21 protein-coding genes and 1 other RNA gene are annotated in these 26,488 nt (G+C 67.0%); 8 read left to right on the top strand and 14 right to left on the bottom strand.

Features of this window, described 5'->3' with window-relative positions; all coding sequences use genetic code 11:
* Window positions 1–698: 698 nt before the first annotated feature.
* The 13 genes from ACFOLG_RS14120 to ACFOLG_RS14060 all read right to left on the bottom strand — a co-directional run bounded on the left by ACFOLG_RS14120 (window position 699) and on the right by ACFOLG_RS14060 (window position 14,546).
* Entirely contained in the window at window positions 699–1,640 is a 942-nt protein-coding gene (locus ACFOLG_RS14120) for a p-hydroxyphenylacetate 3-hydroxylase reductase component (protein WP_386092937.1), read from the bottom strand.
* Between the two features lie 205 nt (window positions 1,641–1,845).
* The gene (locus tag ACFOLG_RS14115; protein WP_386092935.1) at window positions 1,846–3,015 is read right to left on the bottom strand and encodes a p-hydroxyphenylacetate 3-hydroxylase oxygenase component; all 1,170 of its coding nucleotides are present in this window, start codon (window positions 3,013–3,015) and stop codon (window positions 1,846–1,848) included.
* Window positions 3,016–3,751: 736 nt separating this feature from the next.
* On the bottom strand, window positions 3,752–5,092 hold the full coding sequence (locus ACFOLG_RS14110) for an MFS transporter (protein WP_386092933.1): 1,341 nt from the start codon (window positions 5,090–5,092) through the stop codon (window positions 3,752–3,754).
* Between the two features lie 280 nt (window positions 5,093–5,372).
* On the bottom strand, window positions 5,373–6,176 hold the full coding sequence (gene hpaI / locus ACFOLG_RS14105; RefSeq protein ID WP_386092931.1) for a 4-hydroxy-2-oxoheptanedioate aldolase: 804 nt from the start codon (window positions 6,174–6,176) through the stop codon (window positions 5,373–5,375).
* 10 nt (window positions 6,177–6,186) lie between these two features.
* The gene (gene hpaH / locus ACFOLG_RS14100; RefSeq protein ID WP_386092929.1) at window positions 6,187–6,990 is read right to left on the bottom strand and encodes a 2-oxo-hept-4-ene-1,7-dioate hydratase; all 804 of its coding nucleotides are present in this window, start codon (window positions 6,988–6,990) and stop codon (window positions 6,187–6,189) included.
* A 19-nt stretch (window positions 6,991–7,009) separates the two neighbouring features.
* Window positions 7,010–7,088, bottom strand: a non-coding RNA gene (locus ACFOLG_RS14095) — sX9 sRNA.
* A 53-nt stretch (window positions 7,089–7,141) separates the two neighbouring features.
* Window positions 7,142–8,614 carry an NAD-dependent succinate-semialdehyde dehydrogenase gene (locus ACFOLG_RS14090; protein ID WP_386092928.1) on the bottom strand — a complete coding sequence of 491 codons (1,473 nt, stop codon included), beginning with the start codon at window positions 8,612–8,614 and terminating at the stop codon, window positions 7,142–7,144.
* A 10-nt stretch (window positions 8,615–8,624) separates the two neighbouring features.
* Window positions 8,625–9,839, bottom strand: a complete 1,215-nt coding sequence (locus ACFOLG_RS14085) for a Bcr/CflA family multidrug efflux MFS transporter (protein ID WP_386092926.1) — start codon at window positions 9,837–9,839, stop codon at window positions 8,625–8,627.
* 164 nt (window positions 9,840–10,003) lie between these two features.
* Window positions 10,004–10,384 carry a 5-carboxymethyl-2-hydroxymuconate Delta-isomerase gene (locus ACFOLG_RS14080; RefSeq protein ID WP_386092924.1) on the bottom strand — a complete coding sequence of 127 codons (381 nt, stop codon included), beginning with the start codon at window positions 10,382–10,384 and terminating at the stop codon, window positions 10,004–10,006.
* 123 nt (window positions 10,385–10,507) lie between these two features.
* Window positions 10,508–11,356 (bottom strand): 3,4-dihydroxyphenylacetate 2,3-dioxygenase, encoded by an 849-nt coding sequence (hpaD, locus tag ACFOLG_RS14075; protein ID WP_386092922.1) that lies wholly within the window; start codon window positions 11,354–11,356, stop codon window positions 10,508–10,510.
* A gap of 100 nt (window positions 11,357–11,456) precedes the next feature.
* Entirely contained in the window at window positions 11,457–12,917 is a 1,461-nt protein-coding gene (hpaE, locus tag ACFOLG_RS14070; RefSeq protein ID WP_386092920.1) for a 5-carboxymethyl-2-hydroxymuconate semialdehyde dehydrogenase, read from the bottom strand.
* Between the two features lie 106 nt (window positions 12,918–13,023).
* Complete coding sequence (locus ACFOLG_RS14065) at window positions 13,024–13,785, bottom strand: fumarylacetoacetate hydrolase family protein (RefSeq protein ID WP_386092918.1); 762 nt, start codon at window positions 13,783–13,785, stop codon at window positions 13,024–13,026.
* Window positions 13,782–14,546, bottom strand: coding sequence for a fumarylacetoacetate hydrolase family protein (locus tag ACFOLG_RS14060; RefSeq protein ID WP_386092917.1), 765 nt, complete (start codon window positions 14,544–14,546; stop codon window positions 13,782–13,784). Before ACFOLG_RS14060 ends, ACFOLG_RS14065 begins: the two co-directional genes overlap by 4 nt.
* A 259-nt stretch (window positions 14,547–14,805) precedes the next feature.
* Here ACFOLG_RS14060 and ACFOLG_RS14055 point away from each other — a divergent pair, with 259 nt between their 5' ends.
* From ACFOLG_RS14055 to ACFOLG_RS14045, 3 genes are all read left to right on the top strand, one after another.
* Window positions 14,806–15,240, top strand: a complete 435-nt coding sequence (locus ACFOLG_RS14055; RefSeq protein WP_088966397.1) for a GlcG/HbpS family heme-binding protein — start codon at window positions 14,806–14,808, stop codon at window positions 15,238–15,240.
* Between the two features lie 3 nt (window positions 15,241–15,243).
* Entirely contained in the window at window positions 15,244–16,152 is a 909-nt protein-coding gene (gene hpaA, locus ACFOLG_RS14050) for a 4-hydroxyphenylacetate catabolism regulatory protein HpaA (RefSeq protein ID WP_088966398.1), read from the top strand.
* Between the two features lie 1,122 nt (window positions 16,153–17,274).
* Entirely contained in the window at window positions 17,275–18,972 is a 1,698-nt protein-coding gene (locus tag ACFOLG_RS14045) for a methyl-accepting chemotaxis protein (protein WP_386092914.1), read from the top strand.
* 127 nt (window positions 18,973–19,099) lie between these two features.
* Here ACFOLG_RS14045 and ACFOLG_RS14040 read toward each other — a convergent pair whose 3' ends face one another.
* Window positions 19,100–20,044 (bottom strand): helix-turn-helix domain-containing protein, encoded by a 945-nt coding sequence (locus tag ACFOLG_RS14040; protein ID WP_386092912.1) that lies wholly within the window; start codon window positions 20,042–20,044, stop codon window positions 19,100–19,102.
* A gap of 631 nt (window positions 20,045–20,675) precedes the next feature.
* On the opposite strand from ACFOLG_RS14040, the gene ACFOLG_RS14035 reads away from it, so the two are divergent.
* The 5 genes from ACFOLG_RS14035 (at window position 20,676) to ACFOLG_RS14015 (ending at window position 26,485) form a co-directional block, all read left to right on the top strand.
* Window positions 20,676–22,175: an aldehyde dehydrogenase family protein gene (locus ACFOLG_RS14035; protein WP_386092910.1), complete on the top strand. Its 1,500-nt coding sequence runs from the start codon at window positions 20,676–20,678 to the stop codon at window positions 22,173–22,175.
* A 61-nt stretch (window positions 22,176–22,236) separates the two neighbouring features.
* Entirely contained in the window at window positions 22,237–23,568 is a 1,332-nt protein-coding gene (locus tag ACFOLG_RS14030) for an aspartate aminotransferase family protein (protein ID WP_088966402.1), read from the top strand.
* 34 nt (window positions 23,569–23,602) lie between these two features.
* Window positions 23,603–24,313: a helix-turn-helix transcriptional regulator gene (locus tag ACFOLG_RS14025; protein WP_386092909.1), complete on the top strand. Its 711-nt coding sequence runs from the start codon at window positions 23,603–23,605 to the stop codon at window positions 24,311–24,313.
* An 86-nt stretch (window positions 24,314–24,399) separates the two neighbouring features.
* Window positions 24,400–25,911 carry an APC family permease gene (locus tag ACFOLG_RS14020; protein ID WP_386092907.1) on the top strand — a complete coding sequence of 504 codons (1,512 nt, stop codon included), beginning with the start codon at window positions 24,400–24,402 and terminating at the stop codon, window positions 25,909–25,911.
* Window positions 25,892–26,485, top strand: coding sequence for a DUF3156 family protein (locus ACFOLG_RS14015; RefSeq protein WP_386092905.1), 594 nt, complete (start codon window positions 25,892–25,894; stop codon window positions 26,483–26,485). The genes ACFOLG_RS14020 and ACFOLG_RS14015 overlap by 20 nt, the downstream gene beginning before the upstream one ends.
* Window positions 26,486–26,488 lie beyond the last annotated feature (3 nt).

The following is a 26,488-nucleotide window of genomic DNA, read 5'->3' as shown; positions in this document are numbered from 1 at the left end:
GGGGGGGGGGGGCCGCCAAGGCGAGTCCCCAAGTTGTAAGCTCGGCGTTCTGCTGCTCCTTTGAGCTGGTAATTACCTCTTGGGATCAAGTGCGAATCTCTGTTGCAGAGGAATGCAGCGTGTATCGCCACGGGCAACTCGCTAGCCGATTGCTGACGTTGCGCATGGTACAGCCCAGTGGCCGCTCAGGCCGGGCAGCAGTCGGCAGGGGGAGGTGTGGTTCCTGCAACTTTTGCATCGTGGCAAGCCTGCTGTTGCCGGCAGCTTGTATTGGGACCGCGTTTTTTGTTTTCGACTTTAATTGGCTGAATGTGGTCGGACGCGTCTTGCGATGCCGGTTTGTGTACGACTTTAGCCCGAGTGCCGGTTGTCTCCATGATGCGGAGAGCTAGGCGGAACAAGAGGGCCTGTTTACGACTTTAATAGGTCGGTACAGGGTTGTTCCCGTCGATGCCCGCCGAACCCAGGCGCTCGGCGTTGAGTGCGCAGCTTTGCCGACGAACGCGATGCATGTCAGGAAGTGGCCATTTGCACCAGGCCGCAGCGCGGGCCTTGCCGTGAGTCGTCGATGGCGAGCGAAACTGGCGCGCAGACAGGAGCAGGGTTACGCCGGCCATTGCTTGGCGGAGTAAGCAATGGCCGGCTTGCCTTAACGCTTGCTGTAGCCTGATGACACGCAGGCTGGCGCCAGGCGTGGCTCAGCGCAGCGCGATGATACCGCGCAGCACCTTCTTGAACGCCTCGACTTCTTCCGCGCTGTAGCCTGCCAGCACCTGTTCCTGCTGCTGCGCGGCGATGTCCCACAGCATCTCGGCCTGGGCCACGCCGGCCGCGGTCAGCCGGTAGCCGCCGTCGCCGTTGCTCACCAGCTCCTTGCGGCGCAGGATCTCCTCCGCCTGCTCGATCTCGCGCACCGGCATCGCCACTTCGCGCAGCAGGCCGGCCATGTCCATGTCGGCATCGCTTTCAAGCACCATCAGCATGCGCGCCTCGCTGGTGCGCAGGCCGGTGGACAGCTGTTTGGGCTGATAGTTGGCCTGGTAGCTGCGCACCGCCTGGGTCAGCAGGTAGTAGATATTGTTGCTCAGCCGGCCATGGAAGGCGCTGGACGGCGCGGCGCCTTCCTCGCGCTTCAGCATGCGGGCATGCGGCAACACCATGGAATAGGTGCCCTGGTGGTAGACCAGCGGCGAGCGGCCCAGGTCGTCGAAGGCGACCACCTTGCCGATCATGATCCAGTGGTCGCCGCCGTCCAGCTGCTGGTATTTCTCGCATTGGAAGCGCGCGGCGCAGTCGGCGAACAGCGGTGCGCCGCCGGCGCCGGTTTCCACTGCAATGCCGGCGAACTTGTCGTCCTTCGGCCGGGCGAACTGGTTGGACAGCTCGATCTGGTCCGCCGCCAGGATGTTGACGGCAAAGTGGCTGGCGGCGTCGAACACCGCAAGGCTGCCGGAGCGCTTGTCTATGCTCCACAGCACCAGCGGCGGGTCCAGCGACACCGAGTTGAAGCTGTTGGCGGTGACACCGGCGCGCTGGCCGTCCGGGGTGGCGGCGGTAACGATGGTGACGCCGGTGGCGAAGTTGCCCAGCGCGCGGCGGAATACGCGCGGGTCGAAGTCGGGGGTGGTGGGGGTGGTCATGGGGTGCTCCTGGTGGGTACGCCTGTTAGCCGTTAGCAGCGGGCAGATTGATTTGCCAGCGTTTTGAGTGAGCTCACGATCTGGCGAGCTAGGGCGAGACAAGGCAAAAACGGCTGGGGAAGCGGAATTCACACGTAGTAAATGCGCAGCCATGGATCGAATCAAACGCCGTCTCGCCGAAGCGCAGCAGATCGTGAACCGCCGCTCAGACCATGCTCGGGTCCGGCTCCAGCCCCATCAGCTCGCGGCCGAGGATCTGGGCGCAGACATCGTAGTCGGTGTAGGCATGGGCGCCGGTCATGTGCGAGTCGCGGAACAGGCGCTGCAGCTCGTTGCCTTCCATCCAGCTGGTGGCGCCGGAAGCGCTGAACAGCCTATCCACCGCCTCGATGCACATCTTCACCGCGTAGGCCTGGTTGGTGCGCCAGTAGGTCAGCGTCTCGCGGCTGGGGTACTGGTGGCGGCGGCCGTGTTCGGCGTGGTCGTGCCAGGTCTTTTCCAGAAAGGCGCGCGCCGCCGCTACCTGGTGGGTGGATTCCGCCAGCCGCATCAGCGCCGGGGTGGCGGTACCCACGCTGGCGCCGGTGTAGGCGCGCACGCGGTTCTGGGTCTTCTCCTTGAACGCCTGCAGCATGCGCTCGGCCACGCCCAGGCTGATGGAGGCGAAGCCGCTGGCGAAGTAGGGGCGGTAGGGGGTGTAGAAAATGTCGCTGTCCGGGTACAGGTCGAAGCCGCTGGAGCGGCCTTCCATCATGTCCCTGGCCGCCTCGATGCGGTGGTTGGGGATGAAGGCGTTGTTGATCACCAGGGTCTTGGAGCCGCTGCCCTTCATGCCCATGGCGTACCAGTTGTCGCGAATCTCGTAGTCGCAGCGCGGCAGCACGCCAAAGCTGTACACCGGCTCGCCGTCGGCACTCTTGCGGCGCATGCCGACAATCGCCCATTCGGCGTGGTCGCAGCCGCTGCTCCAGCCCATTTCGCCGCTCAGGTACACGCCACCCTCGGTTTCCTCGATCTGGCTGAACGGCGCGATGCTGCTGCTGGCGGTGGCATCCGGGTTGCCGGCCCAGATCTCGTCCTGCAGCCGCGGCGAGAACATCGCCAGCTGGTGGCTGTGGGTACACAGCAGGCTGAACGCCCAGGCGGTGCCGCTGCAGGCGCCGGCCAGGGCCGCCACGCAGTCGGCGAACTCTGGCAGCGAGATTTCCAGGCCGCCGTATTTCTTCGGCTGGAAAGCACGATGCATGCCGATGCCCTTGAGCAGGGCGATGTTTTCGTCTGGTACTTTACGTTCTTCCTCGGCACGCTGGGCGTTGGCCGCAATGGCGGGCAGGACGGTGCGCAGCTTGTCCAGCAGGGGGTTGTGCTTGTTCATCGCTCTATGTCTCCGTGATGTGTCTTGATCAGGCTGCCGGCCTTGCTTTATCGATATCCGGTCAGGCCGCGGTGCAGGCTGCACGGCGGCAGCTGTCAGGCCATTATGCGGAGCACAAGTGGTAGTTGAAATGTAACTTTCAGGTGGAAGTTGGTACTTTCCATGGTGGTTTTGCCGATTTTGTAGCCTGGCGCTGAAAAGGCAAAACCCCCGCTACGCGCGGGGCGTAGCAGGGGCCTTGGCAGGGTAGGGCGGAAGCCCCAGCGGGACGTTCCGCCGTATTGTCGTGATGTGCAGCAAGTGGCGGAACGCCCGGTTTACCGGGCTTCCGCCCTACCACTGCAGGTCAAGTCAGGAAAAGCATGCGGCCAACGTGCTGAGGCGCCCAATTGCCCTACGGGGAGCGCCGGTCAAAATGGTGTTCGCCAGGTTTTAAGACGGCAGCTGAGCCGTTTGACGTTAGCAAACGGCGAATTGCCGGCGCCTGGCGAATGCCTTTTTGGCCGGGGTTTCGCGGACCATTAGGGCGAGCGGGGTCGCGAGGGGGCGGCGGCACGCCCCCTGGCCCGTCCGCCGGGCGGAACCGGCGACTTCAAACAGCATCCGCGCAGCGGATACAAAACCCGACGCAGTAAACGTTGGGCTTCGCTTCGCTCAACCACAACCTACTCCGGGGCCTGCCCAGATGGCGGAACACCCGGTTTTACCGGGCTTCCGCCCTACCGATCCGCGGCGCTCAGGGCTTGGCCGGCTTTGCTGCCGGTATTGCCAGCATCACCAGCGCACCGATCACCAGCACCGCCACCGCGAACAGCATGCCGCTGATGAAGCTGTGGCTGTGGTCCTTCAGCCAGCCCACCACCACCGAGCTCAGTGCCGAGCCGACGTTGCCGGTGGCGTTGATCAGCGCGATGCCGACGGCCTTGGCGCGGGTGGACAGCACCGCGTCCGGCGTGGTCCAGAAGATGGTCATGGCGGTGAAGGCGCCGGCGGAGGCAATGACGATGCCGGCCAGCCGCAGCACGGCGCCATCGGCATAGGCGCACAGCAGCCAGCCGGCGGCGGCGGCCAGCATCGGCAGCACGGTGTGCCAGCGGCGCTCCTGCTTGCGGTCGGAGCGCGCGCCCCACCACAGCATGGCGGCGATGGTGGCCAGCTGCGGAATGGCGGCCAGCATGCCGATGGTGGCGTTGCTGCTGCCGCTGTTGAAGCTCTTCACGATCTGCGGCACCCAGATGTTGACCATGCTCAGGGTGTTCACCAGGCAGAAGTAGGCCAGTGCGAACTTGAGCACGCTGGGCGACAACAGCTCGCGCCAGATGCCGCCCTCGCGGCCAACGTTGGCCGCAGGCTGCGGCGTGCTGTGCTGCTCTTCCTGCAGCAGCTGCTGCAGACGCTGCTTTTCCGCGCTGCTCAGCCAGCCGGCCTGCGCCGGGCTGTCGTCCAGGTAGTACCACACCGCGATGCCCAGCAGTGCCGCCGGCAGACCTTCCACCATGAACAGCCACTGCCAGCCGGCCAGGCCCCACAGGCCGTTCAGTTCCAGCAGGTAGCCGGATACCACCGAGCCGGCGGCGGCGGTGACCGGCATGGCGATCATGAACAGCGCGTTGGCGCGGGCGCGGTAGGCGCGCGGAAACCAGAAGGTGAGGTAGAGCAGCATGCCGGGCAGGAAGCCGGCCTCGGTCACCCCCACCAGCGCGCGCAGCAGGTACAGGCTGCCGGCGTCGTGGGCGAACATGGTGGCGGTGGAGGCCAGGCCCCAGGCCACCATGATGATGGCGATCCAGCGCCGCGCGCCGATACGGCTGAGCACCATATTGCTGGGAATGCCACAGGCCACGTAGGCGATGTAGAAGATGGTGGTGGCCAGGCCGAACATGGTGGCGGTAAGCCCCAGGTCCTGCGCCATGGTCAGGCCGGCAAAGCCGATATTGATGCGGTCGAGGAAGGAAAATACGAACAGGATGAACAAGAACCAGATCAGGCGGCCGGATACCTTGCCGATCAGCTGCTGATCCTGCTCGGTGCTCGGGGCGTGGGCGGCCGGGGCGGCCGCGGTTTTCTCCATTTGCATGCTTTTTCTCCTGCATGGGCGCGGCGTGGCCGGCGCATGCGATCTCTCTCTGTGATGGTAGTGGCGCTCTGTGGCACCTGTTGCCTGGATACTGCCGGGTGCTGCGGCCTCCGTGCCGCAGGGTTAATGTGAATATGTTAAGTATTGGCGGCATGTTGCCGCAGGCGGCTGTCGGCGCGGGGGCGGCGCCGAAAAAACGGTACCGGCACCAGGGCCGGTACCCAGCTGGGAAAACACCTGCGTACAACGGCCATCCGTTGTCTGGTTTAGCGCTGCGGCTTCAGTACACGCTGTTGCCGGTGGCGACTGACGCCGCGGCATCGCGATATTTTGCGGCCAACGTTTCGGCGCTGCGCGCCAGCAGGGTGGTATCCACCCCCACCGCCACGAACTGCGCGCCCAGCGCGATGTAGTGCCGCGCCAGTTTCTCGTCGGCCATCAGGATGCCCGGTGCCTTGCCCTGGGCACGGATGCGGCGGATGGCATCCTCGATCGCCGCCTGTACCTCGGGGTGCGTCGGCTGGCCGATATAGCCCATGTCGGCGGACAGGTCGGCCGGGCCGATGAACACGCCATCCACGCCGTCGGTGGCGGCGATGGCGTCCAGCGCGGCCAGGCCGGCACGGGTCTCGATCTGTACCAGCACGCAGATATCCTGCTCGCTGGCGTGCAGATAGTCGGGGATGCGGTTCCAGCGCGAGGCGCGCGCCAGCGCGCTGCCTACGCCGCGGATGCCGTGCGGCGGGTAGCGGGTGGCGGCTACCGCCTGCGCCGCTTCCTCACCGCTTTGTACCATCGGCAGCAGCAGGGTCTGCGCGCCGATGTCCAGAATCTGCTTGATGCGTACCGGGTCGTTCCACACCGGCCGCACGATGGGGTGCGACGGGTAGGGGGCGATGGCCTGCAGCTGCGCCAGCATGCTCTGCAGCTCGTTGGGTGCGTGCTCGCCGTCGATCAGCAGCCAGTCGAAGCCGGCGCCGGCCAGCAGTTCGGCGCAGTAGGCATCGGCCAGGCCCAGCCACAGGCCGATCTGCACCTGGCCGGCCTTGAGCGCGGCCTTGAAGGGGTTGCTAGGGTTTTGCATGGTCAACTCCTTACACAAAACGGCAGCTGATGGCGCCCAGCGGGCCGTAATCGACATGGAAGGTATCGCCGGGGCGTGCCGCCACCGGGCGGGTGAACGAGCCGCCCAGGATCACCTGGCCCGGCTGCAGGCTCACGTCGAACGGCGCCAGCTTGTTGGCCAGCCAGGCCACGCCGTTGGCCGGGTGGTTCAGCACCGCGGCGGCCACGCCGGATTCCTCGATCACGCCGTTGCGGTACATCAGCGCCGACACCCAGCGCAGGTCCAGCTCCGACGGCTTCACCGGGCGGCCGCCCATCACCACGCCGGCGTTGGCCGCATTGTCGGAAATGGTGTCGAACACCTTGCGCGGGCGGCCGCTTTCCGGGTCGATGGACTGGCTGCGCGCGTCGATGATCTCCAGCGCCGGAATCACATACTCGGTGGCGTTGTAGACGTCGAACAGGGTGATGTTCGGCCCCTTCAGCTCCTTGCCGAGGATGAAGGCCAGCTCCACCTCCACCCGCGGTACGATGAAGCGGCTGCAGGGGATGTCGGCGCCGTCGTTGAAGAACATATCGTCCAGCAGCGTGCCGTAGTCCGGCTCGTCGATCTGCGACGACATCTGCATGGCGCGCGAGGTGAGGCCGATCTTGTGGCCCTTCACCACCCGGCCTTCGGCCAGCTTCATCGCCACCCAGCGGCGCTGGATGGCGTAGGCGTCCTCGATGGTGATTTCCGGGTACTCCAGCGAGATCTGGCGGATCTGCTGGCGTTCCTGCTCGGCCTGGTGCAGGCGGCGGGCGGTTTGTTCGATGATGTCGTGACTGAGCATGGTGTCTCTCCTCATATTGTGTAATCAAGAAATGTGCTCGAGCAGCCGTCAGCGCGGGGCGGACAGCGCGCAGGAGCCGGAATGGACTTGTCGTCCATGAAGATTCCGAGCTCTGCCCAAGCCGAGATCACGCTTGCGCCGGCCCATTTCTTCAGCTGTTCAGGCCGCCAAAGCACAGGTATTTGATCTCCATGAAATCCTCCAGGCCGTACCTGGAGCCTTCGCGGCCGAGGCCGGACTGCTTGATGCCGCCGAACGGCGCCACCTCGGTGGAGATCAGCCCCTCGTTGATACCCACCATGCCGGCCTCGATGGCCTCGGCCACGCGCCAGATGCGGCCAACGTCGCGGCTGTAGAAATAGGCGGCCAGGCCGAACTCGGTGGCGTTGGCCAGGCGGATGGCGTCGGCTTCGTCCTGGAAGCGGAACAGCGGTGCCAGCGGGCCGAAGGTTTCCTCGTGCGCCACCAGCATGTGCTCGCTGACTTCGGTCAGTACCGTGGGCTGGTAGAAGTTGCCGCCCAGCGGGTGCGGCGCGCCGCCGGTGAGCACTTTCGCGCCCTGGCTTACCGCGTCGGCCACGTGCTCGGCCACCTTGGCCACGGCTTTCTCGTTGATCAGCGGGCCCTGCTGTACCTCGCCGCTGTGCGCGGCGCCCACCTGCATCTTGCGTACCGCGGCGGCCAGCTTGTCGGCAAAGGCGTCGTACACGCCGTCCTGCACCAAGAGGCGGTTGGCGCAGACGCAGGTCTGGCCGGTGTTGCGGAACTTGCTGGCCAGCGTGCCCTGCACCGCGGCGTCCAGGTCGGCATCGTCGAACACGATGAAGGGCGCGTTGCCGCCCAGCTCCAGCCCCAGCTTCTTCACCGTGCCGGCGCACTGTTCCATCAGCAGCTTGCCGATGCGGGTGGAGCCGGTGAACGACAGCTTGCGCACCGCCGGGTGGCGGGTCAGCTCGCCGCCGATCTCGCTGGCGCGCTCGCCGGTGACGATGTTGAGCACGCCGGCGGGCACCCCGGCGCGCTCGGCCAGCACCGCCAGCGCCAGCGCCGACAGCGGCGTTTCGGCGGCCGGCTTCACCACCACGGTGCAGCCTGCGGCCAACGCCGGACCCACCTTGCGGGTGATCATGGCATTGGGGAAGTTCCACGGCGTGATGGCGGCCACCACGCCGATGGGCTGCTTGATGGTTACCAGCCGGCGGTCGCCGAAGGGGCTGGGAATCACGTCGCCATAGGCGCGCTTGGCCTCCTCGGCGAACCATTCGATGAAGCTGGCGCCGTAGGCGATCTCGCCGCGGCTTTCCGGCAGCGGCTTGCCCTGTTCCAGGCTCAGGATCTGCGCCAGGTCTTCCTGGTGCTGCAGCAGCAGCTCGAACCAGCGGCGCAGGATCTGCGCGCGCTGTTTGGCCGGCAGCGCGCGCCACGCCGGCAGCGCCGCCTCGGCGGCCTCGATGGCGCGGCGGGTGTCGGCGGCGTTGCAGGATGCCACCTCGGCGATGCTGTCGCCGCTGGCCGGGTTGCGCACTGCAAAGTTGGCCGCAGCCTCGCCCGCCACCCACTCGCCATCGATATAGGCGCGGGTCTGCAGCAGGGCGGGGTCGTTCAGCAGGGTCGTGATAGTCATGATGGGGTGCTCAAGAGGGGGTGGACGTGGCCCGCAGCCGGGCGGCGGGAACGCGGGTCAGTTGCAGGCCCAGCCAGGCGCCGGCGCCGAACAGCGCGATCACCAGGCACATGGCGCGCGGGCTGCCATCGTGCAGCCAGGCCACCAGCGCGCTGGCCAGCATGCCCAGCGCGAACTGGCCGCTGGCGGCCAGCGCCATGGCGGCGCCGGCGCGGTCTGGATGCAGCTGCAGCAGCCGCGCCATGCAGTTGGGGCCGATGGAGCCGGTAAGGCCGACGCTGACCAGCAGCGGCAGCACCACCGCCGGCAGCGAGCCGGCGCCGGCCAGCCACAGCGCGATGCCGGCCAGCGCCACCGCGGCGGTCTGCCACTGCAGCAGGCTGTCCGGGCGGTGGCGCTGCGCCAGGCGTTTGTTCAGCAGCGTCAGCACGATCACCGCGGCGATGTTGAGGCCGAACAGCCAGCCGTAATGCTGCGGCGCCACGCCGAAGTAGCCGATGTAGATAAAGGGGGAGCCGGTGATGTAGGCGAACATGGCGCCAAAGGTCAGCCCCAGCGCCAGCAGGTAGCCCAGCGACGCCACATCGGCCAGCACCGTGCCGTAGCTGCGGAATGCCGCGCCCAGGCTGATGCCGCTGCGGCGCTCGGGCGGGTGGGTTTCCGGCAGTCGCGAGGCGACCAGCGCCAGGATGACGGCGCCGAACAGCGCCAGCGCCAGGAACAGCGCGCGCCAGCCGGCCACCAGCAGCAGCCAGCCGCCCAGCAGCGGCGCCAAGAGCGGCGCGATCATGGTGACCAGGTGCAACAGCGACAGCAGCTGTGCGGCGCGATCCAGCGCGAACAGGTCGCGCACCATCGCCCGGCCCAGCACGCTGCCGGCGCCGCCGCCCACCGCCTGCAGCACGCGCAACGCGATCAGTTGCTCGGCCGACTGCGCCAGCACGCAGGCCAGGCTGGCCAGCAGGTACAGCGCGATGCCGGCCAGCAGCACCGGGCGGCGGCCGTAGCGGTCGGACAGCGGGCCGTACAGCAGCATGCCCAGGCAGAAGCCGGCCAGGAAACCGCCGATGGTGAACTGCACCAGCCCCACCGGCGCGGCCAGGCTGGCGGCGATGGCGGGCAGCGCCGGCAGGTACAGGTCGATCGACAGCGGGCCGAAGGCCACCAGCGCCCCCAGCAGCCAGATCAGGCGGCCGTGGGGCAGGGCGGTGTGGTGCGGGTTCATGGCAGTTCGATTCATTCCAGGGTTGAACCAGTTCAGGGTCCGTCGCGAGCACCCCTCAGCGGAGTGAAGAGCAGCGCAGGAACCGGAATGGACATGTAGTCCATGAGGATTCCGAGCAGCGCATGAACTCCGATCAGGGGTGCGCAGCAGGACCATGGGCTGGTTCATTTAAAACGCTGATGCACGTTGTTGTGCTTGTAACTCAGCTGCTGCGGCAGCTCGCTCAGCTCGAAAGTCAGCGCCAGGTAGCGGGCATCGAACAGCGGCTGGAAGTGCGCCTTGATGATGTCGAACAGCCCCTGCGCGGTGCGCTCGCGCTCCTCGAAGCTGCGGCCGTGGCCTATCTTCAGCGACATGTGCACGAAGGCGTAATCGGCCTCGCCGTCGGCCATGCGCCAGGTGTCCAGCCAGTGCACGCGGCTGCGGATGCCGGCCACCGGGTACAGGCCGGTGCCGATCAGGAAGGCGTGCGCCTTTTCGAACAGGCCGGGCAGGTCGGCCTGTTCGCGGATGTTATCGGTACATTCCAGGATGAAGTGCGGCATGGCGGGCTCCATAAGTTGGCCGCAGGTGGGATGCGGCCAACGTTGTTGGCATCCGGTGACGATCTTGCGAGCCAGGGCGAAGCGGGTGTTAACGCCGTATCGCCGACGCGCAGCAGATCGTTCCTAAACGGGGAGGATGACGTTGATCTGGCCGGTGCCGGAGCTGCCGAAATACGGCGTCACCACCTCGGCCTTGCCGCGGTATTCATCCCAGCCCAGCGCGCCCAGCAGCATGGCGGTGTCGTGCATGAAGCCTTCGCCATGGCACTTGTCGGCGTACTCCGGCAGCAGCGCGCAGAAGGTCTTCCAGTCGCCGCGCTGCCACATGTCCACTACCTCGTGGTCCATGGTTTCCAGGAACGGGCTCCACACCTTGTGCAGGTACTGCTCGGCCACGCCGTTCTGCGCGAAGCGGTGCGACAGCGAGCCGCTGGCGAAGATGGCCACGGTGCCGTCGTACTGTTCCTCGATGGCGCGGCGGAAGGCGGCGCCCAGCGTGGCGCTGTCCTGCAGGTTGTGCACGGTGCACAGCGCCGATACCGACACCACCTTGAAATGCTGGTCGGCGTTCATATAGCGCATCGGCACCAGCGTGCCGTACTCCAGCGCCAGGGTGGTGGCGTCGTGGGCGCGGGTGTGCACGCCGGCGGCGGTGGCGGCCTCGGCCAGCAGGCGGCCAAGCTGCGGGTTGCCGTGGTACTCGTACGGCATGTTCTTGATGAAGTGCGGCAGCTCGTTGCTGGTGTACACCCCTTCGAAGTGCGGCGCGGAATTGATGTGGTAGCCGGAATTCACCAGCCAGTGGGTATCGAACACCACGATGGTGTCCACGCCCAGCTCGCGGCAGCGGCGGCCAATCTCCTTGTGGCCGTCGATGGCGGCCTGGCGGCAGCCCTTGTGCGGCCCGTCCAGCTCGGACAGGTACATCGACGGTACGTGGGTGATCTTGGCGGCAAGCGCAAGTTTGCCCATAGTTGTCTCCTCGATTCTGTTTTACAGTGGCGGTGGGGTGGTTTTTCCTGCGGTGTCTTGCGGCCAAGCCTTGAAGGTTGGCCGCAAGCTCGTTACCGGCTTACACGCCCCAGCGCGGGATGTGGTGACTGCCCATCGAGATGCATACGTTCTTGATCTCGGTGAACACCTCGAAGCTGTAGGCGCCGCCTTCGCGGCCGGTGCCGGAGGCCTTCACCCCGCCGAACGGCTGGCGCAGGTCGCGCACGTTCTGGCTGTTGATGAACACCATGCCGGCTTCGATGCCGCGCGCCAGACGGTGTGCCTTGCCGATGTCCTGGGTCCAGATATAGGACGCCAGGCCGTATTCCACATCATTGGCCAGGCGCAGCGCCTCGGCTTCGTCCTTGAATTTCAGCAGGCACACCACCGGGCCGAAGATTTCCTCCTGCGCGATGCGCATGCGGTTGTCCACGTCGGCGAACACCGTGGGCTGGATGAAGTTGCCGTTTTGCAGCTGCGCCGGCAGGTTCGCCGGGCGCTCCAGGCCGCCGGCCAGCAGATTGGCGCCTTCTTCCATGCCGATGCGGATGTAGCCGGTGACCTTGTCGTAGTGCGCCTTGGTGATCATGGAGCCGACCTGGGTGTTCGGGTCTTGCGGGTCGCCGACGATCAGGTTCTTCGCGCGGCGGGCGAACTCGGCCACGAACTGGTCGTAGACGCCTTCCTGGATGAAGATGCGGCTGCCGGCGGTGCAACGCTCGCCGTTGAGCGAGAAGATGGTGAACAGCGCGGCGTCCAGCGCGCGGTCCAGATCGGCGTCGTCGAAGATCAGCACCGGGCTCTTGCCGCCCAGCTCCATCGAGTATTTCTTGATGCCGGCGCTCTGCATGATGCGGCGACCGGTGGCGGTGCCGCCGGTGAAGGACACCGCGCGCACGTCCGGGTGGCGCACCAGCGCGTCGCCGGCGGTGGCGCCGTAGCCCTGCACCACGTTGAACACGCCTTCCGGAATGCCGGCTTCCATCGCCAGGCGGCCCAGCTCGTTGGCGGTGAGCGGTGACAGCTCGGACATCTTCAGCACCGCGGTGTTGCCCAGCGCCAGGCACGGCGCGGTCTTCCAGGTAGCGGTCATGAACGGCACGTTCCACGGCGACACCAGGCCGCACACGCCTACCGGCTGGTACAGCGTGTAGTTGAGCATGCTGTCGTCCACCGGGTAGGTGTGGCCGTCCATGCGGGTGCATACCTCGGCGAAGAAGTCGAAGTTGTGCGAGGCGCGCGGAATCAGCACGTTCCTGGTCTGGTGGATGGGCAGGCCGGTGTCCTGGGTTTCCAGCTCGGCCAGCTGCGGCACGTTCTTGTCGATCAGTTCGCCCAGCTTGCGCATCAGCCGCGCGCGTTCCCTGGCCGGGGTGTTGGCCCATTTCGGAAACGCGGCCTTGGCGGCAGCCACCGCGGCGTTGATCTCGTCGGCGCCGCCGCTGGCCACTTCGCCGATGGCTTCGCCGGTGGCCGGGTTGTAGTTGGTGAAGGTGTCGCGGCTTTCGACTTCACGGCCGTTGATCCAGTGCTTGATCATGGTTTGGTCCTTTGCTGTGCGGCGCTGCCGCAGCGATGAATCTGTTGCTTGCCTGTCGGTGCGCCTTGTCGGCGGCATGGCAGGCTGCGGGTTTTGTGTGTATGGGTCAGCCGAGGGCGGCCTGGTATTCCGCTTCGCTGACGATCCTGTTCACCAGCCGGCCCACGCCTTCCACCTCCACCACCACCTCGTCGCCCGGCACCACGTCGGCCAGGCCTTCCGGCGTGCCGGTGGCGATCATGTCGCCCGGCGACAGCGTCATGAAGCTGCTCAGGTATTCAATGAGGAAGGGGATGTCGAACACCATGTCGCGGGTGTTGCCCGCTTGCGTGAGCTTGCCGTTCACCCAGGTGCGCAGGGTGAGGTTGGCCGGGTCGGCCACGTCGGCCTTGTCCACCCACCACGGGCCGATCGGGGTCAGCGTGTCGCGGTTCTTCACCCGCAGGTTGGGGCGGTAGTAGTTCTCCAGGAAGTCGCGCACCGCGTAGTCGTTGCACACGCTGTAGCCGGCCACGTAGTCCATGGCCTGCTCGCGGCTGACATTGCGCGCTGTCTTGCCGATGATCACCACCAGCTCGCACTCGTAGTGCATGTAGGCCACGTTGTCCGGGCGCACCGACACCGCGTTGTGGCCGGTGAGGGTGGAGGGCGACTTGAGAAAGACCAGCGGCTCGGTGGGCGCCTTGAACGCCAGCTCGGCGGCGTGGTCGGCGTAGTTCAGCCCCAGCGCGAACACGGTGCCCTGCGCCGGCGGCAGCCATTCCACCGCGTCTGCGGCCAACCTTTGGCCGGCTACGGTCACGCTGTGGTCGTCGTTCACCAGCACGTGGTGGATGTTGCCTTGGTAGCGGATGCGGGCGTGTTTCATCGTGCGGCCTCCTCGGCGATGACGGGGTTTTCCAGGCGGCCGATGCCGGCAATGGCGACGGTCACCACATCACCGGGCTGCAGCTCCACGCTGCGCAGCGGGGTGCCGGCGATCAGCAGGTCGCCCGGCTCCAGCGTCATGAAGGCGGATACGTCGGCGATCAGCTGCGGCACGCTGCGCAGCAGGTCGGCACAGCGGTTGGTCTCGCGCAGCGCGCCGTTGACATAAGTTTCCACTTCCAGCGCGGCCGGGTTGATGCCGGCGGCCGGCACCAGCCACGGGCCGATCGGGCAGAAGCCGTCGCGGCATTTGGCCTTCACCGCCGGGCGGTAGAAGCTGTCTTCCGGCAGGCTCACCTCGTTCACCACGGTGTAGCCTTCCACGTATTGCAGCGCCTCGGCGGCGGCTACCTTGCGGGCACGCTGGCCGATTACCACGCCCAGCGCGCCGCCGGCCTGGATGCGCGCCACGCCGGCGGGGAAGGGAATCGCCGCCCCGTGGCCGATCTGGGTATTGCTGGTCTTGATGAACAGCACCGGCGCCCTGGGGGCGGCCTTGTACGGCGCGTCCTCGAAGGCGGCGGCCAGCGACTCGGCCAGCGAGCGGTGGTTGAGCGCCGCGCCGTAAACCGTGCCGGTCACCGGCGCCAGCCATTGCGGTTCGTCCAGCAGCGGGTTGCCGTTGTCCAGCAGCAGCGAACCATCCGCCTGCAGCGTCACGCCGCGTGCCTGCCGGTTCAGCAGAATGCGTCCTCGCGCCATGCTTGCTCCTCTACTCAGTGATGCGCAGGCTTGCGGCCAACCCCGGCCGCCTGCTGCTGCAAATTAGTTAACATGTTAAATTTATACGGCGCGGCGGACGGCATTGTCAACACCACCCGCCGCATGACCGGGCACATGGCTGCCACTATGCCGCCAGACGGCGTGTACTTTCACCGGGGAAAACGGTACTTTCCGCAGCAAACCGGGGCGCCATCTGCCATGGTCAAAAAAACCACAACCCAGCATCTAGGAGACAGACATGAACCCGCTAGCCCACAGTTGCCAGTCCATCACCACCCAGGCTGCGATGCGCGCGGCGGAAGCCGCGGTGGCGCACGGCCGCCATCTCGGCGTGACGGTCAATGCCGCGGTGGTGGACCACAGCGGCGTGCTGATGGCCTTCCTGCGCTGCGAAGGCGCGCCGCTGCATTCGGTGGACATCGCCATCGACAAGGCCTACACCGCGGTGAGCTTCGGCCTGCCCACCGCCGCCTGGGACGCCCGGCTGGCGGAGCGCAGCGAGGCGGTGCGCGCCGGGCTGTACGGCCGGCCGCGCTTTGCCGGCTTCGGCGGCGGGCTGCCCATCATGCTGCACGGCCAGCGCATCGGGGCGATAGGCATCTCCGGCGCCAGCGAGGCGCAGGACATCGCCTGTGCCGAGGCCGGCCTCGCCGCCATCCTGCCGCAGGGCTAGTGCATGGCCCGCGAGCGCACGCCGATTCCCAATATCGACATCGGCAAGGAGTACGACAGCCGCTACGCCGCGGCCGAGGTGTCCTACGAGCGCTTCGGCAAGCTGGCGGAATTCTTCGGCCGCAACATGCCGGTGCACCGCCACGACCGCTTCTTCCAGGTGCACTACCTGGACAGCGGCCAGATCCGCCTGTACCTGGAGGAGCAGCAGTACATCGCCGACGCGCCGCTGTTCTTCCTCACCCCGCCCACCGTGCCGCACGCCTTCATCACCGAGGAGGACGCCGACGGCCACGTGCTCACCGTGCGCCAGGAGCTGGTGTGGCAGCTGCTGGCCGGCCTGCCGCGCCACGAGACCGAGGCGCGGCTGATGACGCCGTTCTGCGTGGAGCTGGGCAAGGTGCCGCCGCAGCTGCAACGCGAGGCCGAGCGTCTGCCGCAGCTGTTCACCCTGCTGGGCGAGGAATACATGGCGGAAGGCGAGGGCCGCGACGCCGCGCTGCACGGCATCACCCAGCTGCTGCTGGTGAGCCTGCTGCGCTTGTCGAGCGAAGCCGGCAGCAACCAGCACTTCCGCCGCGAAGACCTGCACATCTACCACCGCTTCAACGCGCTGATCGAGCAGCACTACCGCGAGCACTGGGCGCTGTGGCGCTACGCCGAGCAGATCGGCGTGACCGAGGCGCGGCTGAACGACATCTGCCGCCGGCTGGCCGACCTGCCGTCCAAGCGCCTGGTGCATGACCGCCTGCTGCAGGAGGCGAAGCGGCTGCTGATCTTCTCGGCGTCCTCCATCAACGAGATCGCCTACCACCTGGGCTTCAAGGACCCGGCCTACTTCTCGCGCTTCTTCCTGCGCGATACCCGCCACAGCCCCAGCGATTACCGGGCGGCCAACCGGCAGGGGGAGTAGGGCGTTCCGCTGCGCTTTGGCGAGGCGGTAGGGCGGGTTGGCCGCAGGCCATACCCGCGTGAGGTGATTGGTTGTGCGCGGGTATGAACCGTTGGTTCAACCCGCCTTACGATTCGACTCACGCCACGCGAGGCGGCCAACGTTGGCCGCAAGCACGTAGGTTGGGTTGAGTGCAGCGAAGCCCAATGTTTACCGCGTTGCTGTTGTGGCTTGGCTTGTTTGGTTGGGTGTGGAATCCGCTGCGCGGATGATGGTTTTGATGCCGGTTTCGCCCGGCGGACAGGTTAAGGGGGCCACCGCGGCCCCCTTAACAATCCCCGGCTCCCCGGCGGCTGCTCGAAACCCAGTGCAAAAAGGCACGCCCCAGGCGCCGCCGAACTCGTCCCTCGCTAACGGCTCGGGACTCAGACAGATCGGCGTCTTAAAACCTGGGGCGCACCATTTTGCCCGGCTCGCGCCAACGGGATTGGGGCACGCCGGTTCGGTCCTGCTGTTTGTTTTGTGGGCCTAATTGTCGGGTGGGGATCTGTCATAGGGTGGGGCTGCTGTAGGGCGGGTTGGCCGCAGGCCATACCCGCGAGAGGTGGCTGGCTGTGCGCGGGTATGAACCGTTGGTTCAACCCGCCCTACCGTTGGCGGCGCCACCCGTAGATACGGAACAAAAACGTTGGCCGCATCAACCCACGACCACAACATGCGGCCAACGTCGTGGAGCGCCCAACTGCCCCATTGGGCCGCGCCGGTCAAAAAGGCGTTCGCCAGGTTTTAAGGCGGCAGCTGAGCCGTTTGACGTTAGCAAACGGCGAATTGCCGGCGCCTGGCGAATGCCGTTTTGGCCGGGGTTTCGCGGACCGCTGGGGCGAGCGGGGTCGCGAGGGGGCGGCGGCACGCCCCCTGGCCCGTACGCCGGGCGGAACCGGCGACTTCAAGCAGCATCCGCGCAGCGGATTCCACTCCAAGCAATGCAAGCAAGCCAACCCAACCAAGCCACAACCGCAATGCAGCACACGTTGGCCGCAGGCCACGTTTCCCCACCCGGCAACGATTTGCCGAATCCGGATACACCCCCGCCCGCCGCCCGGCCGATACTGCCCGCGCCATGCCACCCGTGAGGAGAATGCCGTGTTGTCAGTATTCCGCCGCCAGCCCCGTCAGCCCGACCCTGCCAGCCTGCTGCCGCTGGCGCCGCTGCATGCGCCTGCACATCTTGCCGCCGACACGGCCGAGGCGGGTGACGACACCTTGCTGGCGCGGCTGCTGCATACCGTGGCCTTCATGCAGCACAGCGTGGCGCGCGGGCTGTCCACCCAGGCGCAGGTGGTGGCGGAAATCGAGGAGCGCAGCGCGCGCATGCAGCGGGCGCTGGGGCAGTCCGCCGGCCAGGTGCGGCAGAGCGCCGACATTGCCGACACCCTGCGCCAGGCGCTTGCCGCCGAGGTGGAGCGGGTGGCCGGCGACATCCGCCGCGAGCTGGCGTCGGCGGTGGCGCTGATCGACGCCAAGGCCGGGCAGGCGCTGGGGGTGATCGCCGAAACCGGTGACATCGCCAAGATGGTGAACCTGCTGGCGCTGAATGCCGCCATCGAGGCGGCGCGTGCCGGCGAGCAGGGCCGCGGCTTCGCGGTGGTGGCGGACGAAGTGCGCCGGCTGGCGCAGCGCACGCTGGAAAGCTCTGCACTGGCGATGCAGCACATGGATCTGGGCGAGGTGCAGCAGCAGGTGGCGCACATCGTCAGCGAGAGCGACGCCAAGCTGGCGGCACTCACCGCGGAACTCGGTACCCAGCTGGGCGAACTGGGCAAGCTGTTCGACGCGCTGGGCGGCAACATCCTCAGCCTGGACGACACCAACAAGCTGATTGCCGAGGCGGCGCCGCAGGTGGCCAGCCGCGCCGAACTGCTGCGCGGCCAGGCCGAGCGTGCGGCCAACATTGCCGAGGCACTGGGTACGGCGCTGCCGCAGCCCGCGCAGCAGCGCGGCGATGCCGCCCGCAGCCTGCTGCGCGCCAACCAGCTGCCGCTGGAAGCCGGCTTTGAAAGGCTGACGGCGATACGCCAGCGCGGCAGCCTGCGCATCGCGGTGGAGCCGGCTTTTGTCGGCCTGTCGTTCCGCCCGCGCGGCGGGCTGGGCCTGCAGGGGCTGGACATCGATTACGCCACAGCCTTTGCCGGCTGGCTGGGGGTAAAGCCGCAGTTCGTGGAGCACAGCTGGGACCAGTGCCCGGACTTGCTGTACTTCGGCCGCCAGCCGGGCGAGGCGCCGGCCGACCTGATGTGGAGCGCGCTGCCGGCCGGCATCGGCCTGCCGGGCTTGTGGTTGTCGCAGCCCTACTGCAGCACGCCCTTCGTGCTGGTGCGCCGCGCCGGCGATACGCGCATCCGCGGCCTGGACGATCTGGCCGGCAAGGTGCTGGGCGTGGGCAACGACCCCAGCGCGCTGGCGGCGCTGCAGGCCGCCGGTGTGCGCTGGCAGGCCAATCGCGAGCTGCCGGGCGGGCGGGTGCAGCTGGGCAATCTGTTGCTGTTCTCCGACCAGGGTCGCATCCACGCCGCGGTGGCGGAGGGCACGGTGGATGCCTTCGCGGTGGAGCGCACCATCTTTCACTGGGCGGCCAGCGATGCCGCCAGCCCGTGGCGTGGCCGGCTGGACATCCTGCCTGCCAGCTTGGATGCCGCGCCGTGGCAGTACTGCGCGGCGGTGGCGGCACAGCCGGAAAACGCCAGCCTGCTGGTCGCCATCAACCAGTTCCTGGCCGAGTTCCTGCCCACCCCGCCGCGTGCCGCCATCGAACGGCGCTGGCAGGGTGCAGCCGGCGTCTGAACGGATTTCTCCATGCCGCCACGGGGGGACTGTGGCGGCTATCTCTCCTCGGGTGCCTGCGGGCACCCGTTTTTTTGCCAGCGGTTGGCCGCAACAAAAAACCGGGCGGGTGCCCGGTGGGTGGGTGCTAGGCCAGCGCGCGGCTGCGGGTTTCCGACGGCAACTCGTCGAACAGCCGGCGGTAGTCGCGCGAGAAGTGGCCCAGGTGGTAGAAGCCCCATTGTCCGGCGGCTTCGCGCACGCTGTTGCGCTGCGGTGCGGCCTGCAGCATGCGGCGCACGCTGTTGAGGCGGATGGAGCGCAGGTAGTCCACCGGCGTGGTGCCGGTGATCAGCTGGAAGCTGTTCTGCAGCGTGCGGCGGCTCACGCGCAGCTGCTGGCACAGGTCCAGCACGGTTACCGGCTCGTCCGGGCTGTGCTGCACGATGGCCTGGCTGCGGCGCACGATGTCGCTGTGGGTGGCATGGGTGAGGCTGGGGCGCTCGTCCGGCGCCACGTCGTTCAGCAGATCCAGCAGCAGGCTGATGAACTGGTGCTGGATCAGCTTCTGGCTGCCGGCGTAGTTCAGCAGGTCGGCGTTCAGCAGCGCCTGTTCGAAGGCGGTGAGCAGCAGCTCGCGCGTGGCCTGCAATTGCTGCGGGCTCACCTGCAGCACCGGCATGCGCTGCCGGCTCTGGCTCAGGCGCTGCCACAGCTGCGGCGCCAGCGCTTCCAGGTCGCTGTTGCGGATGGAGATCTGCAGCGAATCCACCTGCGGCGGCACGTGGAATACGAATTCCTCGTTGCTGCGCAGCGCCATCACCGCGTTGTCGCCCACCTGGCAGCCCTGCAGCGACAGCGGCACCGACAGCTGCAGCGGCACGGCGAAGTGCACCATGTCGGCCGGTGCCTGGCCGTGCTGCACCACGCGCTGGTTGATGGTTTCGCGAAAGATGTCCAGCTGGTCGGTGTTCAGCCGCTGCAGCGAGCTGTGAAAGCGGCCGGCGGTGATCTGGTCGTAGACCTGGTTCCAGTGCGCCAGCGACGAGGCGTGCTGCTGGGCATCGGTGAATTGCTGCTGCTGGGCCTGCATGGTGGGGCTCCGTGATGCGTGTGTCTCTTGCGGGCACCTCGAAAAACGCCAGCTTTCGTCGCGATACTGCGTTGCTCACAAAAAACGCCTCCTTACATATCAAGCATATGCCGCGTCGGAGTTTTTCGTTCTCGCCTTGTCTCGCTTAGAAACCCGGGTTTTTCGAGGTGCCCTTGCGGCGGCCAGGGTTGGCCGCATCCTCTTGTCGCCGTGGCTTGTTGGTGTTGTTGCCGCTGGCGGGAGTCTGTCGTTGTTATGTGCGCTGCTGAGTGCAGTATCCCGTAGCGGCCAGGCGCCGTCACCGCTGCGGGGCGGGCATATCGAAAAAAATAGTTAACATATTATCTATCTGCTTGTCGGACAGTGTGCAAGCCAGTTGCAGCAAGGCTTCATGCCGATGTCAGCAGTGTTACCGCCGCGCGACAGATTGCCGGCCACAGGCGGCTGGCAGCCCCGTCTGGCATGGCTTTGTGCCGCGGTGCAGGGTTTGCCGATTTGGGATAAGGCTGTCCGGAGGCTGCGAGTACATTGATATGCATCAAGGCCGTCGTCACGCGCCGCCAGTCGGCGGCAGGGCAGGCGGCCAACCCCGCAACGCGGGATCGCGTCAATACAGATGAGGAGAATGAGGATGGATCAGAACCTGGTGCCGGTGCTGGACGAGGTGAATGCCTTCCTGCACAAGGAGCATGGCCTGTTGATCGATGGCGCGGCGGTGGCAGCGCGCGCCGGTGGCCGTATCGAGGTGCGTAACCCGGCCAGCGGCCAGGTGATTGCCAGCGTGGCCGATGCCGACGAGGCCGACGTGAACGCGGTGGTGGAGAGCGCGCATCGCGCCTTCACTTCCGGCGCCTGGTCTGGCCTGCGCCCGGCGGAGCGCGAACGCATTCTGCTGAAGCTGGCCGACGTGCTGGAAGCGCACGCCGAGGAGCTGGCGCAGCTGGAAACCCTGAACCAGGGCAAGTCCATCCATATTTCGCGCGCCATCGAAGTGGGCGCCGCCATCGAGTATGTGCGCTACATGGCCGGCTGGGCCACCAAGATCACCGGCGAGACCATGGACGTGTCGATTCCGGTGCCGGCGGGCACCCGCTACACCGCCTACACCCGCCGCGAGCCGGTGGGCGTGGTGGCCGGCATCGTGCCGTGGAATTTCCCGCTGATGATTGCCATCTGGAAGCTGATACCGGCGCTGGCCGCCGGCTGCACCATCGTGCTCAAGCCTTCCACCGAAACCCCGCTTACCGCGCTGCGCCTGGGCGAGCTGGTGCTGGAAGCCGGCATCCCGCCGGGGGTGGTGAATGTGCTTACCGGCCGCGGCAGCCGCGCCGGCCAGGCGCTGGCCAGCCACCCGCTGGTGAGCAAGGTCACCTTCACCGGCTCCACCGAAGTGGGCAAGACCGTGGGCCATGCCGCGCTGGACAACATGACCCGCTTCTCGCTGGAGCTGGGCGGCAAGAACCCGATGCTGGTGTTCGGCGACGTGGACGTGGACAAGGCGGTGCAGGGCGCCATGCTGGGTGGCTTCTTCAACCAGGGCCAGGTCTGCGCCGCCGCTTCGCGCATCTACATCCACCGCAGCCGCTTCGAGCAGGTGGTGGAAGGGTTGGCCGCAGCCGCCGGCAGCATGAGCATCGGCGCCGGCATGGACATGAACGCGCAGATCAACCCGCTGGTGTCGGCTCGGCAGCAGCAGGCGGTGTGCCGCTACATCGATATCGCCCGCAGCGAGGGTGCCCGCGTGGTGGCCGGCGGCGGCGCTGCCGACCTGCCGGGCTACTTCGTGCAGCCCACCGTGCTCACCGATGTCGACCATCGCCACACCGTGGTGCGCGAGGAAATCTTCGGCCCGGTGCTGGTGGCCATGCCGTTCGACACGGTGGAAGAGGCAGTGCGCCTGGCCAATGACACGCCGTACGGCCTGGCGGCCAGCGTGTGGAGCAATGACCTGTCGCTGGTGATGAACGTGGTGCCGCAGGTGCAGGCCGGCACCGTGTGGGTGAACAGCCATATTCCGCTGGATCCGAACATGCCGTTCGGCGGCCACAAGCAATCCGGGGTTGGCCGCGAGTTCGGCCGCGCCGCGGTGGAGAACTTTACCGAACTCAAATCGGTGTGCATCGCGCATTAAGCCGGCAATAGCGCGCTTTCTTGCCGGCTTGTCCGGCCCAGTCTTCTGAAGGAGTTTTGCCATGTCTTACGATAACGCCCGTTTCTGGCACCCCATGCTGCACCCGAACGAGATGCAGCGCCGCGAACCTATCCGCATCGTGCGCGGTGACGGTTGCCATGTGTACGACGACAAGGGCCGCCAGCTGGTGGATGGCGTGGCCGGGCTGTGGAACGTCAACGTCGGCCACAACCGCAGCGAGATCAAGCAGGCCATCATGAACCAGCTGGACGAGCTGGAGTACTTCCAGCTGTTCGACGGCATCAGCCACCCGCGCGCCGAGGAGCTGTCCGCCACCATCATCGACATGCTGAAGCCGGAAGGCATGGCCCGCGTGGCGTTCAGCAGCGGCGGCTCCGACGCGGTGGAAACCGCGCTGAAGCTGGCGCGCCAGTACTGGCGCGTGAAGGGCCAGCCGGACCGGACCAAGTTCATCTCGCTGAAGCAGGGCTACCACGGCACCCACTTCGGTGGCGCCTCGGTCAACGGCAACACCGTGTTCCGTCGCAACTACGAGCCGATGCTGCCGGGCTGCTTCCACGTGGAAACACCGTGGACCTACCGCAACCCGTTCACCGAAGACCCGGAAGAGCTGGCCAAAATCTGCGCGCAGATGCTGGAGCGCGAGATCCAGTTCCAGAGCCCGGACACCGTGGCCGCCTTCATCGCCGAGCCTATCCAGGGCGCCGGCGGGGTGATCGTGCCGCCGGCCAGCTACTGGCCGCTGATCCGCGAGGTGTGTGACAAGTACGGCGTGCTGCTGATCGCCGACGAGATCGTGACCGGCTTCGGCCGCTCCGGCTCCATGTTCGGCAGCCGCTTGTGGGGCGTGGCGCCGGACATCATGTGCCTGGCCAAGGGCATCTCCTCCGGCTACGTGCCGCTGGGCGCCACGGTGGTGAACCAGCGCGTGGCGGACGCCTTTGCGGCCAACGCCGACTTCGGCGGCGCCATCATGCACGGCTACACCTACTCCGGGCACCCGGTGGCCTGCGCCGCCGCCATCGCCAACCTCAAGATCGTGCGCGAGGAAAACCTGCCGGCCAATGCCGCCGCACAGGGCGAGTACCTGCTGGCCAAGCTCAAACCGTTCGCCGACAAGTACGCGGCGGTGGGCGAGGTGCGCGGCAAGGGCCTGATGGTGGCGCTGGACCTGGTGGTGGACAAGACCACCCGCGAGCCGGTGGACCCGATGGGCGGCTACGCCAACCGCGTGGCGGAGATTGCCCGCGAGAACGGCGTGCTGGTGCGCCCGGTGGGCACCAAGATCATCCTGTCGCCGCCGCTGGTGATCCAGCAGCCGCAGCTGGACACCATCGTCGCCGCGCTGGATGCCGGCTTCGCCGGCGCCTGATCGCGCCAACCGCAACGCTGCCGGGAGTGCCGCCATGACGACATCCGCCTCCGCCGCCGTGGCGCACTACGCGCAGCGCTGCATCGCCAGTGTTACCGGCCTGGTGCCGGTGACCTCCTGCGCCTTCTACCAGGTGGATGCCCAGCTGCGGCCGCGCCACTACCTGCTGCATGACATGCCGGGGCAGGTGCATCAGCACTACCTGTCCCACTACCAGCAGTGCGACCCGCTGCACCCGGCGCGCTTCGGCCACGGCACCAGCGTGATGCCGATGGGCGAGGCGGTGGCGCAGGGCACGCTGCGGCAATCGCGCTATGGCCGCTTCATGGCGCGCCACGGCATGGCCGACGTGGTGGAGCTGTTCGTGCGCCGCGGCGGCCGCGTGGTGGCCGGCTTCTCGCTGATCCGCGGCGAGGAGCTGGGCGCCTTCGGCAGCGCCGAACTGGCCACGCTGCAGCAGCTGCACGGCCTGCTGGAGCTGGCGGCCAGCGGCAACCTGCCGCTGCAGTTGGCCGCAGCGGTAGCGGATACAGCGGTGCGGCTTACCCAGCGCGAACGCGAAGTGGCGCTGCTGCTGCGCGACGGCGCCTGCAACAAGACCATTGCCCGCTTGCTGGATCTGGGGCTGCCGACGGTGAAAACCCATCTGCAGCACCTGTACCGCAAGTTTGGCGTGAATAACCGTACCGAGCTTGCCAGCCGGCTGTTTCTGGACCTGGCGCACGGCATGGAAATGGCCAGCTAAACTAGGCCAAACAGCACCGGCGCCATCATAAAAAGCCCGTACAGGCGCCGGCTACAAAGCGAGAAACAGATTAGGAGTCACCAGCAATGACTATTCAACAGAAACTGGCCCGCTACCTCGACCAAGGGGTGGTGGGCTTTCCGGTGGCACTGGCCAGCTCGGTAGGCGTGGTGATGGCCAGCCCGGTAATCCTCACCGTCACCAGCGGCTTCGGCATGGCCGGCAGCACCTTTGCGCTGGCGATGGTCATCGCCTGGATCATGATGCAGGCGCAGGCCACCACCTTCTCCGAGGCGGCATCGATGCTGCCTACCTCCGGCGCGGTGTACGACTACATCTCCTGTGGCATGGGGCGCTTCTTCGCCATTACCGGCACCATCTCCGCCTATCTGCTGGTGCATGTGTTTGCCGGCACCGCCGAGACCATCCTCTCCGGCATCATGGCGCTGGTGAACTTCGAGCACCTCAACACCATGATGGAGAGCAGCGGCAGCTCCTGGCTGGTGGGCGTGGGGCTGGTGGTGCTGTTCGGCGTGCTCAACGCGCTGGGCATCACCATCTTCGGCAAGGCCGAGATCATCCTCACCTTCGTGATGTGGGCGACGCTGACCATCTTCGGCGTGATCGGCCTGATCAAGGCGCCGGCGGTGCAGCTGGACGGCTGGTTCGGCAGCCCGCTGGATCTGTCCGACCCCAGCGGCGTGCTGAGCCTGATCGGCATGGCGATGTTCATGTTCGTCGGCTTCGAGCTGGTGACGCCGCTGGCGCCGGAGCTGAAAAAGGCCGGCCGCAACATTCCGCTGGCCGCCAAGCTGGGCCTCACCGGCGTGGCCACTACCATGTTCATTTACGGCGCTGCCATGGTGCACCAGGTGGCCAACGTGCCGATGGACCCGAAAAACCTCGCCGGCCCGCACCTGCTGGATACGCCGATGGCGATTCCGGCCTTCGCCGGCCAGGTAATGGGCCCGTTCGGCAAGATCTGGCTGGGCATCGGCCTGCTGTTCGCCGGCGCCGCCACCATCAACACCCTGATCGCCGCGCTGCCGCGCATCCTGTACGGCATGGCGCTGGATGGCGCGCTGCCCAAGGTGTTCGCCTACCTGCATCCGCGCTTCAAGACGCCGCTGTTCGGCATCCTGGTGGCGGTGGTGGTGCCCTGTGCCCACGCCTGGTACATCCACGGCGACCTCGACCGCATCATGCCGCTGGTACTGGCGGCGGTGTGTGCCTGGGGCGTGGCCTACCTACTGGTGAACATCTCGGTGGCGCTGCTGCGCATCCGCCGCCCGGAATTCCCGCGTGCCTACCGCTCGCCGTGGTTCCCGCTGCCGCAGATCATCTCCAGCGTCGGCATCCTCATCGCCATCTGGTTCATCACTCCGCCGGGCATGAACAGCCGCGACATCTACGTGCCGTTCGGCGTGATGCTGGGCCTTACCGCGGTGTATGCGCTGGTGTGGACGCTGTTCGTGCAGAAGGTGCACCCGTTCCGCCCGGTGGCGATCGAGGCGATCCTAGAAGAAGAGTTCGGCAAGGCCGCCGGCCATGAGTCGCTGATCGACGAGGAACTGAAGCGTGCTGCATCGCTTGGTTGACTGGCTGCGCCGCGAGCGCCCGCCGCGTGGCTACCGCCCGGGCGCCACGCTGGCGCGGTTGCGGCTGGAGCTGGGTGCCGAGTGCGAGCCGGCCGGCAGCACCGCGCTGGCCTGCCGCAGCGCCGACGGGCTGGTGTTTTCGGTATGCGAACGCACCGAGGCGGTATTCCTGGCGCACACCGTCAGCTGCGAATTCCGCCTGCCGCTGGCGCTGGCTGTGGAGGTGGATACGGCTGCGGCCAACGTTGGCCGCATCGTGATCCGCCACACCGGCGCGCTGCGCCGCCAGGGCATTGCCTGCCAGGTAACCGGGCCGGACGACGGCAGCCTGGCCGCCATCGCCCACCGGCTGCAGGAAGACGCCGCGCAGCAGGCGGCGCTGCTGCCACTGGATTTCCGCCGCTGCGAGCTGCGTTGGGAGGGGGGCAGCTGGCTGCTGTGCATCGAGCACTTTGGCGCCAGCGAGGTGGTGACCAGCTTCCCGCCGATGCGGCGCTACATCCGGCTGGTCGCGCCGCAGCGCCAGGCGCTGTTGCAGAGCCTGCGGGCCTGCCGGCAGCTGCTGGCGGCTTGAGTT

This window comes from Vogesella facilis (assembly GCF_042648525.1).
GTDB classification, from domain to species: Bacteria; Pseudomonadota; Gammaproteobacteria; order Burkholderiales; family Chromobacteriaceae; genus Vogesella; species Vogesella facilis.
This window is presented reverse-complemented; position numbering and strand designations above follow the sequence as displayed.

Coding starts and splice junctions, on each gene's coding strand:
- ACFOLG_RS14120 (WP_386092937.1), bottom strand. CDS start 1,640: ATGACCACCCCCACCACCCCCGACTTCGACCCGCGCGTATTCCGCCGC.
- ACFOLG_RS14115 (WP_386092935.1), bottom strand. CDS start 3,015: ATGAACAAGCACAACCCCCTGCTGGACAAGCTGCGCACCGTCCTGCCC.
- ACFOLG_RS14110 (WP_386092933.1), bottom strand. CDS start 5,092: ATGCAAATGGAGAAAACCGCGGCCGCCCCGGCCGCCCACGCCCCGAGC.
- hpaI (WP_386092931.1), bottom strand. CDS start 6,176: ATGCAAAACCCTAGCAACCCCTTCAAGGCCGCGCTCAAGGCCGGCCAG.
- hpaH (WP_386092929.1), bottom strand. CDS start 6,990: ATGCTCAGTCACGACATCATCGAACAAACCGCCCGCCGCCTGCACCAG.
- ACFOLG_RS14090 (WP_386092928.1), bottom strand. CDS start 8,614: ATGACTATCACGACCCTGCTGAACGACCCCGCCCTGCTGCAGACCCGC.
- ACFOLG_RS14085 (WP_386092926.1), bottom strand. CDS start 9,839: ATGAACCCGCACCACACCGCCCTGCCCCACGGCCGCCTGATCTGGCTG.
- ACFOLG_RS14080 (WP_386092924.1), bottom strand. CDS start 10,384: ATGCCGCACTTCATCCTGGAATGTACCGATAACATCCGCGAACAGGCC.
- hpaD (WP_386092922.1), bottom strand. CDS start 11,356: ATGGGCAAACTTGCGCTTGCCGCCAAGATCACCCACGTACCGTCGATG.
- hpaE (WP_386092920.1), bottom strand. CDS start 12,917: ATGATCAAGCACTGGATCAACGGCCGTGAAGTCGAAAGCCGCGACACC.
- ACFOLG_RS14065 (WP_386092918.1), bottom strand. CDS start 13,785: ATGAAACACGCCCGCATCCGCTACCAAGGCAACATCCACCACGTGCTG.
- ACFOLG_RS14060 (WP_386092917.1), bottom strand. CDS start 14,546: ATGGCGCGAGGACGCATTCTGCTGAACCGGCAGGCACGCGGCGTGACG.
- ACFOLG_RS14055 (WP_088966397.1), top strand. CDS start 14,806: ATGAACCCGCTAGCCCACAGTTGCCAGTCCATCACCACCCAGGCTGCG.
- hpaA (WP_088966398.1), top strand. CDS start 15,244: ATGGCCCGCGAGCGCACGCCGATTCCCAATATCGACATCGGCAAGGAG.
- ACFOLG_RS14040 (WP_386092912.1), bottom strand. CDS start 20,044: ATGCAGGCCCAGCAGCAGCAATTCACCGATGCCCAGCAGCACGCCTCG.
- ACFOLG_RS14035 (WP_386092910.1), top strand. CDS start 20,676: ATGGATCAGAACCTGGTGCCGGTGCTGGACGAGGTGAATGCCTTCCTG.
- ACFOLG_RS14030 (WP_088966402.1), top strand. CDS start 22,237: ATGTCTTACGATAACGCCCGTTTCTGGCACCCCATGCTGCACCCGAAC.
- ACFOLG_RS14025 (WP_386092909.1), top strand. CDS start 23,603: ATGACGACATCCGCCTCCGCCGCCGTGGCGCACTACGCGCAGCGCTGC.
- ACFOLG_RS14020 (WP_386092907.1), top strand. CDS start 24,400: ATGACTATTCAACAGAAACTGGCCCGCTACCTCGACCAAGGGGTGGTG.